A 13,031-nucleotide genomic window follows, 5' to 3' on the forward strand; every position below is an offset into this window, starting at 1 on the left:
CTCCAGCTGGCCCCAGGCGAATTTCTGTTTGTGTCGATCAAGGTGGCTGGCTACGCGGGGCTGACGATTGCCCTGCCCTACGTGCTCTACGAAGTGCTGGCCTTTGTCCTGCCGGGGCTGACCAGTCGGGAGCGGCGCCTGGTGGCGCCAGCAGTGGCCGGCTCAGCCCTGCTATTTGCGGCAGGCCTGGCCTTTGCCTGGTGGGCCCTTGTGCCCGCGGCCCTGGCCTTTTTGGTCGAGTACGGGGCCGATGTGGTGGAGCCCAGTTGGTCAATTGAGCGCTATCTGGATTTTGTGCTGCTGCTGATGGTGGCCACCGCCCTGGCCTTTCAGTTGCCGGTGTTGCAGCTTTTGCTTGGGGCCCTGGGCCTGATCAAGGCGCGGGCGATGCTGGCGGCCTGGCGCTGGGTGGTGGTGGTGGCAGCCATTGCCGGAGCCGTACTGACCCCCTCGACCGATCCAGTCACAATGCTGCTGCTCTCGGGGGCAATCACGGCCCTCTTCCTGATCGGGGTGGGCCTCGTGGCGATGGCCGAGAGGTTCAAATCAAGCGCCAGCAGCTAAATCACAAATTCGCTGGCCCGCCCCGGGTCAATTTCCAGGGGCAGGTTCATGGCGCGACCCAATCGCGGCTTGTCTGAAGTGGTGCAGAGCCAATGGCGCACCTGGTCGGCCACCCCCAGGCCATTGAGCAGACCCACCAGCTCCTCGAGCTTGGCCAGGTAGGCCGCCTCGGCCATCGGAAACGACTGCTGCTCGAGGTAGGCCCACATCACCTGGAAGTAGAAGCGCCCCCGGCGCTGCACCAGCTGGAGGTCGTAGCTGCGCTGCCAGCGCTGGCGCAGAACTGCGAGCAGCTCAGCCACCGAAAGGGGGCTTTCGGACCGCTCTTGCGAACCCTCAAAGGGGATGGCTGGGCCAAATGGGGGCAAGGGGCTAGGGGCAATCGCCCGGCAATTGCACAACAGCATGTTTCAGCCATCAGCCCAACAGCTGTTTCAGCCACCGGGGCCGCTGGGGCAAGGTTCATAATGGATACCACGTTGCTGTGGCCCCCAAGCCGCCCCGTATGACCCAGATGCCAGCGAGCGCTTCGAACGGTGATGTGCCCGGAATGGGTCGTCGCCAGTTCATGAACCTGCTGACCTTCGGGTCGGTCACTGGCGTTGCCCTTGGGGCGCTCTACCCAGTGGTCAACTACTTCATCCCCCCCAAGGCTGCCGGGGGTGGCGGTGGCACCACCGCCAAGGACGAACTCGGCAACAGCGTTACGGCCACCGGTTGGCTGAGCACCCACAAGGAGGGCGACCGCAATCTGGTGCAGGGCCTCAAGGGTGATCCCACCTACCTGATCGTGGAAGGCTCCGATGCCATCGGCAGCTACGGGATCAACGCCATCTGCACACACCTGGGCTGCGTGGTGCCCTGGAACAGTGGGGCCAACAAGTTCATGTGCCCCTGCCATGGATCCCAATACGACGCCACCGGCAAGGTGGTGAGGGGGCCTGCTCCTCTCTCCCTGGCCCTGGCCCATGTCTCGGTTGAGAACGACAACGTCTTTTTGAGCCAGTGGACCGAAACCGACTTCCGGAACGGTGACAAGCCCTGGTGGGCCTGATCCCTAGCCAATCCCCATCCGCCCGCCTGACCACCGTGATACGTCGCAACCTCTCTTTCCTGCTCGGATCCCTGCTCGGCTTCGCCGTGCTCCTGACCGGCGCCACCCCCAGCTGGGCATACCCCTTCTGGGCCCAGCAGAACTACGACAGCCCCAGGGAAGCCACCGGCAAACTGGTCTGCGCCAACTGCCACCTGGCCAAGAAAGCCACCCATGTGGAAGTTCCCCAGGCCGTCTTCCCCGATACGGTCTTCAAGGCTGTGGTGGAGATCCCCTATGACACCTCCGTCCAGCAGGTCTCCGGTGATGGCAGCCTCGCCGGCCTAAACGTTGGTGCAGTGGTGATGCTGCCCGACGGATTCACCCTTGCTCCCCAGGACCGCCTTAGCGACGAGCTGAAGGAAGAAACCGCTGGGGTTTATTACACCCAATACTCCGACGACCAGCCCAACATCCTGCTGGTGGGCCCCCTGCCTGGGGACCAGCACCAGGAAATTGTCTTCCCGATCCTCTCTCCCGATCCCTCCACCAACAGCGCCATCAGCTTTGGTAAGTACCAACTGCACGTAGGCGGTAACCGGGGCCGGGGCCAGGTGTATCCCACCGGCGAGAAGTCCAACAACGGCGTCTTCACCGCCACTGCTGCCGGCAAGGTTTCGGCCATCACCGCTGGCGACAACGGTGCATCGGTTGTCGAGATAACTGCCGATGACGGCAGCAAGGCAAGCGAAACAGTCCCCGCTGGCCCCTCCATCACCGTCGCCATCGGCGATGTGGTGGCGGCAGGAGCTCCCCTAACCAACGATCCGAACGTGGGTGGCTTCGGCCAACTAGATGCCGAGATCGTCCTGCAAAACCCCGTGCGCATCTACGGCCTACTGGCCTTCTTCGCCGCGATTGCCCTGGCCCAAATCATGCTGGTGCTCAAGAAACGCCAGGTGGAGAAAGTTCAAGCCGCTGAGGGCATTTGATCCCAGCCCTGGCTTTTACTTCCCCGGGGCCCCTGGTTTTCCAGCTGGGCCCATTTTCCTTGCGCTGGTATGGCCTGCTAATTGCCCTGGCGGTGCTGGTGGGATTGGCAGTAGCTAGCCGCCTGGCGAAGCAGAGATCAATTGATCCCGCCCAAATTGCCGACCTATTGCCCCTACTGGTGTTGGGGGCTGTTTTAGGGGCAAGGATCTACTACGTGCTGCTGGAGTGGCGGCTCTATAGCGGCGACTGGCTTTCTGCCCTGGCCATTTGGCGCGGGGGCATTGCCATCCACGGTGCCCTGATCGGCGGCAGCTTGGCCACGGTCCTGTTTTGTCGCTGGCGCAAGTTGCCCTTTTGGTCTTTGCTGGATGTCTTACTGCCGGCGGTGGTGTTGGGCCAGGCAATTGGCCGCTGGGGAAATTTCTTCAATTCAGAGGCGTTTGGTCTGCCCACAAACCTGCCCTGGAAGCTGACCATCGCCCCAGCCATTGCCCGCAATGCTGGCTTCTGGAATAACAGCACCTTCCACCCCACCTTCCTCTACGAATCAATCTGGAATATCGGCGTTTTCCTGCTGCTCCTCCAACTATTTCGCCTGGCAAAAAAGGACCGGATTCAATTGCCGGCTGGGGCGGTGAGCTGCGTTTATTTGATTGCCTACAGCGCCGGCCGGGTCTGGATTGAGGGATTGCGCATCGATCCCCTTTGCCTTTTTTCCACCCCCCCCTTCTGCGCCGGTGGGGTGAGGATGGCCCAACTGGTGAGCCTGGCCTTGATCGCCCTGGGCAGCCTGGGGCTCTGGCGGCTCTATGGCCAGAAGAGGCCCTTACCCGATCCCAGTGGAGTAACGAATTGAGCTCTTCCAAGGTATGGATTGTGGGCGCCGGCCCTGGCGCACCCGACCTACTCACCCTGCGGGCAGCGGCCGCCATCGCCCAAGCCGATGTATTGGTCTGGACCGACTCCCTGGTGAATCCCCAAATTGCCGCCATGGCCCCGGCAGGTTGCGAGCAAATCCGAACCAGCACCCTCACCCTGGAAGAGGTGATGGCCGCCGTGCTGGAGCGGGCAGCCGCCGGCAAAAACGTGGTGCGCCTGCACGACGGTGATCCCTGCCTATACGGCGCCATGGCCGAGCAAATTTGCCGTCTTGCCGATGCCGATATCGGCGTTGAGGTGGTGCCAGGCATCAGCGCCTATCAGGCAACCGCCGCATCCCTGCAGAGCGAACTAACCATCCCGGGGCTGGTCCAAACGATCGTGCTCAGCCGGGCGGGGGGCCGCACCGGCGTACCGGAAAGCGAATCCCTGGCCAGGTTGGCGGCCCTGCGCGCTTCCCTCTGCCTCTACCTAAGCGCCCGCCATGTGGAGGAGGTGCAGGCCGAACTGCTGCGCCACTATCCCGCCGAAACGCCCGTAGCAATCGGCTATCGGGTGAGCTGGCCCGACCAATGGCTCACGGTGGTGCCCCTAGCTGAGATGGCCCGGGTCAGCCAGGAACGCCAACTAATCCGCACCACGCTCTACGTGGTTAGTCCCGCCCTTAATCCCCCTGGGGAAGCCCGCTCCAAGCTCTACTCCGCCAGCCACAACCACCTGTTTCGAGGCGGGGCCTAGGTCCCGTAGAGCTCCCGGGCCAGGGCCTGCTGGTCGAAGGAGCAGCCCAAACGCTCCGCAATCGCCTCCACATCGGTAGCCGCATTGCCCAGGCAACAGGTGCCACCCGGCGAGGGGGTCACATTGAAGACCAGCCCCGGCAGGGGGCGAATGCTGGCTTCGCCCAACATCAATTGGCGGCTGGTCTTGTTGATCAGCTGGGGGCGCACCCCTCCGTAGCCCTCCGCAAAGCTGAGGTCAGCAAGGGCCATGCCAGGCACGATTTTGCGGGCATCGGCCAGGAACAAAAAGCGCCTTAGCCAGGGAACTTCAAACAGCAGATTTTTAAAGATGTAGTTGCGGATATCGGCAATGCGAAAAAGCTGCCAAAAAACGCTAAAAACCGCCCAATCCAGGCGCAGCACCTTTAAAAATTCCCAGAAGGAGGCCGCCTTGTAGCGCTCGAGCTGGGGGAGCAAAAGGGCCGTGGGCCCAAAGCGGGTCTTGCCGGGTGCCCGCACATCTGGGTCACCATGGATGGCGGCAAAGGGCAGCTTGTCGTTTTGAACGGTGTAAACCTTGCCCTTGAGGAGGTCGGGGGTGAAGTAAAAACTGCCCGCCACCGGCAGGCAGGAATACTCCAGGCCGTAGCCCATCTGCTGGGCCATCAACAGGCTGTGGGCGCCGGCATTGACCACCACATGGCGGGCAAAAAGTTGGCGGGATGCCCCCCCCTTGGTGGGTCGAATCTGGACCCGGAAGCCATCGCCCTCCTGCTCAATTAGCTCCACCTTCGTGCCCATTTGAATGCGGAGCTGGCGATCGGCTCCCCCCTCCACCGATTTGCCCCCCTCCACCGATTGGGACACGGCCGCCTGGGCCTGCTCGACAAAGGATTCCGAAAGGGCTTCGTAATCCACGGCGGTGTAGGTACGTCGAATCCCAATGGCCAACAGGGGCTCGGGCCGCAGGGCCCCATTCACCAGGGCAACCTGGGGCTCCCATTCGGCAATTTCCCCCTTCTCCAGCAGCTCCATGGCTGGGAAGTGGGGGGAAAAGTGGTTGAAGCGCTCCCGCAGGAAGCCGCATTCCTGCTCGCCCACACCGAGCACCATCTTGGGGGTGCGAAACACGCAGCGATTCCGGATCTCGGGTTCGAGCAGATCGGCGTAGTGCACGATCATTTCGGCGGTGCGCTTAACCCGCAGGGCCTTTTCCAGGGTGTAGTTGGTCTCGATGTCGCCGCAGTGGATCGTCTGGCTGTTGTTAGTGGCCTTGGAATTCACCTGGGCCAGTTGGTCGTAGCGCTCCACCAGGGCAATGCGGCCCAGGTCGGTGTAGCGGGCCAGCTCAAACAACAGGGCCGTGCCGCAAACCCCACCCCCCACAATCAACACATCAACCTGGTCCCCATCCGCCAGGGAGGGGGCCGGGGCAGGGGCAGGGGCTGCGACGCTCAAATCAATCCGAGAATCTGACCCCATGGTCGCCGATCGGGGGCAGGGGGGTGGTGCCTTAAGCTGCCTAGGCAAGGGCGATTAGCACAGCGGTAGCGCACTTCCTTCACACGGAAGGGGTCACTGGTTCGAGTCCAGTATCGCCCATTTTTGACAATCCCTGCTGCCACAAGCCTGCTCAAGGCCTGGGCAACTGCTCCCCCATGGGGCACAATTGGCCTCGATAAATTCCAGCGAAACCCTCGCTTCCCTTAGAAATTTCCCCTGTGGATAGCCCAGTAATCCCTGTGCTTCAAGCCCTTGGCCAGCGGCTGAGCCAAGCCCGGGAAGCCCGGGGCCTCAGCCAGGCAGCCCTGGCATCGCAGCTGAACATGGGGGTGGAGCAACTTGGGGCCCTGGAAGCCGGTGATCTGGAGCATCTTCCGGAAGCTGTTTTTGTGATCGCCCAGGCCCGCCGGCTGGCCAGTCGCCTAGAAATTTCTATTGACGAGGAAGTAACTTCCCTGCGCCAATTTACTGAATTTAGCGCTCCAAAAATCAACCTCAACCAACTCAAATTCCAAGCGCGGGGCATCGAACAGGAGGAGCCCCCAACCAGCCCAGCCGAACCTGGCCCCAAAGCAAAAAGCCAAACCAAATCCAGTGGGAGCCTTTGGCCTGGCCTTCGAACCATCGCCAGCCTGGCCCTGATCGCAGGGCTGGCAACCGGTGGCACCTTGCTTTGGCAGCAATGGCAAACCCAACAACAATTGCTGCGCCAGCAGGCCATTGCCCGGGAAGCGTCGCTTAAAAAAGCCCGGCTCGAGCAAGCCAAGCGGGCAGCCGCCCTGGCCATCGAGACCAGCCAAGCCAAGCAACTGGTGTTGATCAGCAATGAGGGCAGCTGGCTGGAGGTGAAAACCACCACGGGCAAGCGGCTGTTTAGGGGGGCCTTCCAGGGCCGGCGAGCTTTTCCCCTGGCCGCAGGAATTCGGGTGCTGGCCGGCCGGCCGGATTTGGTGCTGGTTCAGCGGGGCAACGGCCCGGCCAAGCCCCTTGGCACGGTCAAACAAATCCGGTGGCAAACCTTTGCCCCAACCCAGGCCAAGCTTCAGGCCACTCCAGCTAAGCCCCCAACACCCTGAGTTCCAGGCCACAGGCCTCCTGGACCACGGCGTGGCAAGAGAGCAGGCTCCAGCACTCCAGGCTTAGGTCGCCCTGGGGATCTGCGGCCAACTCTGCGCTTTCCTCCAGGGAAATGGTGAAGCCAGTGGGTGGCTCCTTGGGGCCCGCATCCCTATCCGCAGCAACGGTTATCCGCTCAATTACCGCTGCGGGACGCCTGTCTAGGGCAGCGGCCAAACGGAGCAGCAGTCCCATCGCCGCCACGCAGCGACGTTGATCCCGGCCCTCAATCACCAGCCAAGACTCATGGCGCTTTTTGGGCAGGCCCCGGCGGTGGTATCGGGCGATGGCCGCCACCATCAAATGCTCCATCTCGCTGTAGCCCAAAAGCTCCCCATGGCGGATCAAGTACCAGGTGTGTTTGTGATAAGCGGCGATGTTGATGCTCTTGCCACAGGTGTGCAGTTGGGCCGCAGCCCAAAGCAGCTGGCGGCCTTCACCGCCGTCCTCGTGGAGGAGACCCCGGGTTTGGTCGTAGAGGCTGAGGGCAAAGGCGGCCACCCGGTCGGCCCGGCTGCGATCCACCCCAAAACTTTGGGCCAGGTGGATCACCGTGCGCTCGCGAATGGTGCTCTGGAAGGAAAAGCGATCCCCCAGCAGCTGATTGCGCAGCATCCAATCCACAATCAACCCCTCGCGCAGGGCCCGATCACAAACCACCAACTCCTGCACCTGCAGCATCTCCATGGCGGTTTGGAGGATCAGGGCCCCTGGCACGATGATTTCGGCCCGCCGATCGTTGATGGCGGTCAGGGCCTTGCGTTGCTCCGGGCCCATCTGCAGCAACCTGGCAAGTAACTGGTCGATGCGGGCCTTGTCGAGCCGGTAGCCCTGGAGTTTCAGGGGGGGCCTCTCCTCCTCAGCCGCCGCCAGGGCCGCCAGGGCCATCGCCGTGCCACTGGTGGCCACCATCTTGGGCCGCTCCCCAGGCTTAATGGCGGCGCGGGCCTGGGCCACGGCCGGATCCAGGGACCCTTGGATGTAGGCCTTCAAAAAAGACTGCTGGGCAGGGGGCAGGGGATCCTGGCGGCAGAACTCCCTCTGCAGCCGAACCGCACCGATGCGGGTGCTGGTCAGAACCCTGGCATCGCCGCCGTCGGCCAAGACCAATTCCGTGGAACCGCCGCCGATATCAAGAATCAGGTGGGGCTGATCCCCCAGGGTCATGCCGGAAAGCACCCCGAGATAGATCAGGCGCGCCTCCTCCGGACCGCTGACCAGATCCACATCCAGGTCGAGCTTTTCCTGGAGGGCCACTAGGAAATCACGGCCATTGGGGGCTTCGCGCACCGCACTGGTGGCGGCCGTGACGATCTGCTCCACCCCATGGCTGAGGGCCAGGTCGCGGTCGTGGCGCAGGGTGCGGAAGGCCCGCTCAATTGCATCGGCGCTCAATTCGCCGCTCACGGGATCCCGCTCCCCCAGGCGGGTGGTGGCCTTCTCCGCCAGCACCACGGAAAAGCTGCGCAGCTCCAGGTCGACCTCAGCCACCAACAGGTGAATCGAGTTGGTGCCGATATCAATGGCCGCGACGCGCCGCCGACCTGGCCATGGCTTGGATAGGTCCTGAACCATGGGGACGTGGCAAACCACGGGCCGGGTCAGTTTGCCACCTGTGGAACCCTCAACCAGCTGATTTCCATCCCCCAGCAGATTTAAGGTGCGCTCCAATGGCTGTCTCCCCCTTCTCCGCCCGACTGAAGGCCTGTCTTGAGCTGCTGCGCTGGCATAAGCCCAGTGGGCGGCTGATTTTGTTGATTCCTGCCGGTTGGAGCCTCTGGCTCACCCCAAACGCGCCACCGTCCGCGGGGCTGGTGCTGTTGATGGTGCTGGGGGGCTTGGCCGTTAGTGGGGCCGGCTGCATCGCCAACGATCTCTGGGATCGAGGCATTGACCCCCTGGTGGAGCGCACCAAGGGGCGCCCCCTGGCCGATGGTCGTCTTAAAAGCTCCGAGGCGGCAGGCCTACTGGTGATAGCCCTGGCCCTGGCCCTACTGGTGGTGCTGCTGCTGCCGTCCCAGCACCGCTGGCCCTGCCTTTGGCTGGCGGTGGCCAGCCTGCCGCCGGTATTGCTTTACCCATCGGCAAAACGCTGGTTCCCCTACCCCCAGGCCGTGCTGGCCCTTTGCTGGGGCTTTGCGGTGCTGATCCCTTGGGCGGCCGCCACCGGCTCGATTACAAGCTCAATCGGCGGCTCGATCACAGGCAGCTGGGTGTTGGCGCTCACCTGGCTAGCCACAGCCCTATGGACCTTTGGCTTTGACACCGTCTATGCAATGGCCGACCGGCAGGACGACCATCGCCTGGGGGTGCGCAGCAGTGCCTTGAGCCTGGGGGGCCGGGCGCCCGGGGCCGTGGCCGCCTGCTACCTGCTTGCCTGCCTGGGCCTCGCCCTTGCCGCCTGGCTTGCCGGCGTGGGTTGGCCGTTCTGGCCCCTGTGGCTGCTGGCCACTGGGGCGATGCAAAAAGAGGCCTGGGCCCTGCGGCCAGCAGAGCTGCCGAGGAGCATTTACGGCCAGCATTTCAGCCGCCAGGTGCAACTCGGCGGGCTACTGCTGCTAGCCCTGGTTGTAGGGAGGGCCTGATGCAAAACCTTGCCCTGCCAAAGCCCCTGCAGGCCGGCGATCGGGTCGACCTGGTGGCTGCCAGCTCCTGCCTGGAGGGGCAAGGGGCCATCGAGCGTCTCGAGGCCGGCATTGCCATCTTGGAAAGCTGGGGGCTCCTGGTAGAGCGCCGGCCCCTGCGGAGCTGGGGATACCTGGCGGGCCGCGATGACGAGCGCGCCAGCGACCTAAAAATTCCCTCTGCAAATGGGGCATCCCTGCTTGCCTGCATCCGGGGCGGCTGGGGTTCGGCCAGGCTGCTGGAGCAGCCCCTGGACCTTCCCCAAGCCTGGCTACTGGGCTTTTCGGATGTCACCTCCCTGCTCTGGGCCCAACTGGCCCAACAAGGCCGGGGCGCAATCCATGGCCCCCTGCTCACCACCCTGGCCGCGGAGCCAAGCTGGAGCCAGGAGCGGCTACGCCGCCTGCTCTTCGGTGAACCGCTCGAGGATCTGCAGGGGCAGGGCTGGCGGGGCGGCTGCGCCGCAGGCCCCCTCCTGGTGGCAAACCTGACGGTGGCCACCCACCTGCTTGGCACCGCCCACCTCCCCGAACTAAGGGGCGCAATCCTGGTGCTGGAGGACGTGGGCGAGGCCCCCTATCGGATCGATCGAATGCTGACCCACTGGCGCCTTACGGGAGCCCTGCAGCAATTGGCCGGCATGGGCCTGGGCAGCTTTAGGGGCTGCGACGGGGAGGGAGATAGCGACGGTGCCGCCGTCTCCAGCTTCAGCCTGGAGGAGGTGTTGCGAGAACGCACCGCAGACCTGGCAATCCCAGTGGTGGCGGGCTTAAAGGTGGGCCATGGCGATGCCAACGCAGCCCTACCCCTGGGGGTACGGGCGGTTTTAGATGGCGACAGGGGCCTGCTGCAGCTGCCTGATTTTCAGCAGCACCCCTGAACCTCAGGGGCGCTCTGCCAACACGGCTTCGGCAATGGTCAGATCGAAGGGAGTGGTGAGTTTGATGTTGGAAGGGGGTGCCTCCAACACCTGCACCGGCAGGCCCAGGCGTTCAAATAGGGCCGCATCGTCGGTGACACTCCAGCCCTGGGCCGTGGCGGTGGCATGGGCCTGGCGCAGTTCCTGCACCGGAAACCCCTGGGGCGTCTGGGCCGCCCAGAGCTGGCTGCGATCGGGGGTGGCCGTGATCGCGCCCGCCCCATCCACCTGCTTGATCGTGTCGGTGACGGGCGTAGCCGCAATCACCGAGAGGCCCTGCTGCACGGCCGCAGCGCAACGGGCCAGCAGCTCCGGATCCACCAGGCAGCGGGCCCCATCGTGGATAAGCACCCCCCCAGCTTCTGCGGGCAGGGCAGCCAAACCCCTGCTCACCGATTCCTGGCGGGTTGCACCGCCGACAATCCAGCGCACCGGTATGGCCGGCTCGGCCAGCGCCAAGATCGCCGTGATTTCAGCGGCATCGGCCGGTTGACCCACCAGGCCGATCCAACTAATCGCTGCGCAGGCCAGGGCCGCATCCAGGGTCCAGGCCAGCACCGGTCGGCCCGCAACCGGCAGCAAAAGCTTGTTGCCGGCGGCCCCCATGCGGCGTCCACTCCCTGCGGCAACGATCAGCAAATGCACAAGCAACTCCGAGCTACGGGCTAAATCGAATGGCCTCCATACAATCAGGCCGCCGTGCCAATGCCACGACAATGCGTGCCCTGTTTCTAATTCCCGGGGGCAACGCCCAGCAACTGCAGGCCTTTGCCGCTGTTGCGGCCGTTGCCGAACAACTCAAGGCCCAGGTCCATGTGGTTTGTCAGGCGGCAAGCCTGGCCCTCTGGAAACTGCAGCCGGCGGTGGAAAAGGTCGTCGCCTTCCCGTTTGAAGAGGCCACCCTCGCCGACTGGGCCAACCTGCTGGGTACGGTGCGGGAGCCCGATTTTCAGCTCTGCGTTAACCGGGCCCAGGGCCGCCAGGTTGACTTGATGCTGTCGATGAGCCACATCCCCACCCGGGTGGCGCTCAAGGGTTTTTCGGCTACGGCCCAGGTCAAGCCCAGCGCCAACCCCTGGCCAAACCAGGACTGGGAGGCCTTCCTCAAGCCAGTGGGGGTGCATCTGGATGCCCAGAGCTATCGACTAGCCCTGCCCAAGGCCGAGCTCCAAGCGGCTGCCAAAGCCCTGCCAGCCGGGGATGGCCCCGCCCTGCTGCTGGCCCCCGCCGGAGATGGCCAGGATTGGCCCCTGGACCAATGGCAAGCCTTGCCCCAGCAGATCCGGGCCAAATTGGCGAACCTGCGGGTGCTCGAACCCACTGGCGCTGGCACCGGTGCCTTGCAGCGGGCCGCCCTGATAGCCAATGCGGATGTGGTGCTAGCCAGCGATCCAGCGGTGATCGAGTGGGCCCTGCTGCTCGGCCTACCCCTGGTCGCCCTGGGCCGGGCCGCCGAAACCCTGCCCCAACGGCCTGGGCTCCAGGCCCTGGGCCTGCCGGGCCAGCTCAAGGAGCTCGGGATCGCCGAGGTGATGGCGGCCCTGGGCTTGGGCTAGGGGCCAAATACGATCAGGCCATACCCCCAGGCCTGCGCCGAACCGCTTCGATGGGCACCTCCAACTCCCTTAACGGCCAAGTAGCCCTAGTAACCGGAGCCAGCCGCGGCATCGGCCGGGCCATTGCCATTGCCCTGGCCGCCGAGGGGGCCGAGGTGGTGGTCAACTACGCCAACTCGCCAGAGGCCGCCGATGCCGTGGTCGAGGCCATCGTTGGGGCCGGCGGCAAGGCCTGGAGTCACCGGGCCAATGTGGCCGACGAAGCCCAGGTGGAAGACCTGATCAAAACCTTGCTGGATCGGTCAGGCAGGCTCGATGTGTTGGTCAATAACGCCGGCATCACCCGAGACGGCCTGCTGATGCGCATGAAAACCGCGGACTGGCAGAGCGTGCTCGACCTTAATCTCACCGGCGTTTTCCTCTGCACCCGCGCCGTTAGCCGCTCGATGCTGAAGGCCCGTTCTGGCCGAATCATCAACATCACCTCCGTGGTGGCCTTGATGGGCAACCCTGGCCAGGCCAACTACAGCGCCAGCAAGGCCGGCCTAATCGGCTTCACCCGCAGTTGCGCTGCCGAGTTTTCCGGTCGTGGGGTAACCGTCAACGCCGTGGCACCGGGCTTCATCGACAGCGACATGACCGCTGAACTCGATCGGGAACCCATCCTCAAGGCAATCCCCTTGGGCCGGATGGGCACGCCGCAAGAGGTGGCGAGCGCGGTGCGCTTCCTGGCCGCCGATCCAGCCGCCGCCTACATGACTGGCCAGGTGCTCCAGGTCGATGGCGGGATGGTGATGCGCTGATCAGGGGATCGGATCTCAGCTCGGGGCGGATTCACCTTTCACCGCCGGTTGGGCCAGGTCATCGCGCAGCCGCCTGATCCGCTGAAGCAATTTCAACCGCCGGCTTCTAGCCGTGATCGTGAGGAAGAGCCTGAGGGGCAGATAGACCAGGGCCATCACCGCGCCCAAGCCCGCAATCAATACGAATACAAAGGCGTTGGCGCCCGAAACCGTTGCCAAGCCAGCGGTTTCATCCGCACTTTGGATGGCGGTTTCCAAGGCCGACTCGAAGGCTGTTTGGAGCATGTCATCCATTGCCAGACCCTACCTTGATTCGGCTAT

Annotated in this window: 15 protein-coding genes and 1 tRNA gene; 11 read left to right on the top strand and 5 right to left on the bottom strand. The window is 64.0% G+C overall.

The window, feature by feature from the left end:
- Positions 1-564 (top strand): twin-arginine translocase subunit TatC (tatC, locus tag KBY58_RS00005; protein ID WP_255002140.1); only part of this gene is annotated, 564 nt, incomplete at its 5' end.
- On the opposite strand, the gene KBY58_RS00010 is transcribed toward tatC, so the two are convergent.
- The gene (locus KBY58_RS00010) at positions 561-971 is read right to left on the bottom strand and encodes a DUF3067 family protein (RefSeq protein ID WP_255002141.1); all 411 of its coding nucleotides are present in this window, start codon (positions 969-971) and stop codon (positions 561-563) included. The genes tatC and KBY58_RS00010 overlap by 4 nt on opposite strands.
- Before the next feature lie 98 nt (positions 972-1,069).
- On the opposite strand from KBY58_RS00010, the gene petC reads away from it, so the two are divergent.
- Genes petC through cobM form a run of 4 tightly spaced genes read left to right on the top strand, consistent with a single transcriptional unit; the run spans position 1,070 to position 4,207 of the window.
- Positions 1,070-1,618 carry a cytochrome b6-f complex iron-sulfur subunit gene (gene petC, locus KBY58_RS00015; RefSeq protein ID WP_255002144.1) on the top strand — a complete coding sequence of 183 codons (549 nt, stop codon included), beginning with the start codon at positions 1,070-1,072 and terminating at the stop codon, positions 1,616-1,618.
- Between the two features lie 38 nt (positions 1,619-1,656).
- On the top strand, positions 1,657-2,589 hold the full coding sequence (petA, locus tag KBY58_RS00020) for a cytochrome f (RefSeq protein WP_255002276.1): 933 nt from the start codon (positions 1,657-1,659) through the stop codon (positions 2,587-2,589).
- Positions 2,589-3,446, top strand: a complete 858-nt coding sequence (gene lgt, locus KBY58_RS00025; protein ID WP_409995692.1) for a prolipoprotein diacylglyceryl transferase — start codon at positions 2,589-2,591, stop codon at positions 3,444-3,446. Before petA ends, lgt begins: the two co-directional genes overlap by 1 nt.
- Entirely contained in the window at positions 3,443-4,207 is a 765-nt protein-coding gene (gene cobM, locus KBY58_RS00030; protein WP_255002147.1) for a precorrin-4 C(11)-methyltransferase, read from the top strand. The genes lgt and cobM overlap by 4 nt, the downstream gene beginning before the upstream one ends.
- Here cobM and KBY58_RS00035 read toward each other — a convergent pair.
- Complete coding sequence (locus tag KBY58_RS00035; RefSeq protein WP_255002148.1) at positions 4,204-5,646, bottom strand: FAD-dependent oxidoreductase; 1,443 nt, start codon at positions 5,644-5,646, stop codon at positions 4,204-4,206. The two genes, cobM and KBY58_RS00035, sit on opposite strands and share 4 nt — an antisense overlap.
- A 72-nt stretch (positions 5,647-5,718) precedes the next feature.
- On the opposite strand from KBY58_RS00035, the gene KBY58_RS00040 reads away from it, so the two are divergent.
- Positions 5,719-5,790 (top strand) — tRNA-Val (locus tag KBY58_RS00040).
- Positions 5,791-5,930: 140 nt separating this feature from the next.
- Complete coding sequence (locus KBY58_RS00045) at positions 5,931-6,767, top strand: helix-turn-helix domain-containing protein (RefSeq protein ID WP_255002150.1); 837 nt, start codon at positions 5,931-5,933, stop codon at positions 6,765-6,767.
- Here KBY58_RS00045 and KBY58_RS00050 read toward each other — a convergent pair.
- Positions 6,748-8,382: a Ppx/GppA phosphatase family protein gene (locus tag KBY58_RS00050; RefSeq protein WP_255002151.1), complete on the bottom strand. Its 1,635-nt coding sequence runs from the start codon at positions 8,380-8,382 to the stop codon at positions 6,748-6,750. The two genes, KBY58_RS00045 and KBY58_RS00050, sit on opposite strands and share 20 nt — an antisense overlap.
- A 95-nt stretch (positions 8,383-8,477) precedes the next feature.
- Between KBY58_RS00050 and KBY58_RS00055 the strand changes: the two genes are divergently transcribed.
- The gene (locus tag KBY58_RS00055; protein ID WP_255002152.1) at positions 8,478-9,392 is read left to right on the top strand and encodes a 4-hydroxybenzoate polyprenyltransferase; all 915 of its coding nucleotides are present in this window, start codon (positions 8,478-8,480) and stop codon (positions 9,390-9,392) included.
- A complete protein-coding gene (locus KBY58_RS00060) occupies positions 9,392-10,312 on the top strand; it encodes an LD-carboxypeptidase (protein ID WP_255002153.1) in 921 nt (306 codons plus the stop codon). Before KBY58_RS00055 ends, KBY58_RS00060 begins: the two co-directional genes overlap by 1 nt.
- Positions 10,313-10,315: 3 nt before the next feature.
- Here KBY58_RS00060 and ispD read toward each other — a convergent pair whose 3' ends face one another.
- Positions 10,316-10,996 carry a 2-C-methyl-D-erythritol 4-phosphate cytidylyltransferase gene (ispD, locus tag KBY58_RS00065; protein ID WP_255002277.1) on the bottom strand — a complete coding sequence of 227 codons (681 nt, stop codon included), beginning with the start codon at positions 10,994-10,996 and terminating at the stop codon, positions 10,316-10,318.
- 29 nt (positions 10,997-11,025) lie between these two features.
- On the opposite strand from ispD, the gene KBY58_RS00070 reads away from it, so the two are divergent.
- Together KBY58_RS00070 and fabG are read left to right on the top strand one after the other, a co-directional pair.
- A complete protein-coding gene (locus KBY58_RS00070; RefSeq protein ID WP_315858005.1) occupies positions 11,026-11,907 on the top strand; it encodes a lipopolysaccharide heptosyltransferase family protein in 882 nt (293 codons plus the stop codon).
- Between the two features lie 50 nt (positions 11,908-11,957).
- Positions 11,958-12,710: a 3-oxoacyl-[acyl-carrier-protein] reductase gene (gene fabG, locus KBY58_RS00075; protein WP_255002154.1), complete on the top strand. Its 753-nt coding sequence runs from the start codon at positions 11,958-11,960 to the stop codon at positions 12,708-12,710.
- Between the two features lie 15 nt (positions 12,711-12,725).
- On the opposite strand, the gene KBY58_RS00080 is transcribed toward fabG, so the two are convergent.
- On the bottom strand, positions 12,726-12,995 hold the full coding sequence (locus tag KBY58_RS00080; protein WP_255002289.1) for a hypothetical protein: 270 nt from the start codon (positions 12,993-12,995) through the stop codon (positions 12,726-12,728).
- Between the last annotated feature and the right edge of the window lie 36 nt (positions 12,996-13,031).

This window comes from Cyanobium sp. HWJ4-Hawea (assembly GCF_024345815.1).
Taxonomy (GTDB): domain Bacteria; phylum Cyanobacteriota; class Cyanobacteriia; order PCC-6307; family Cyanobiaceae; genus Cyanobium_A.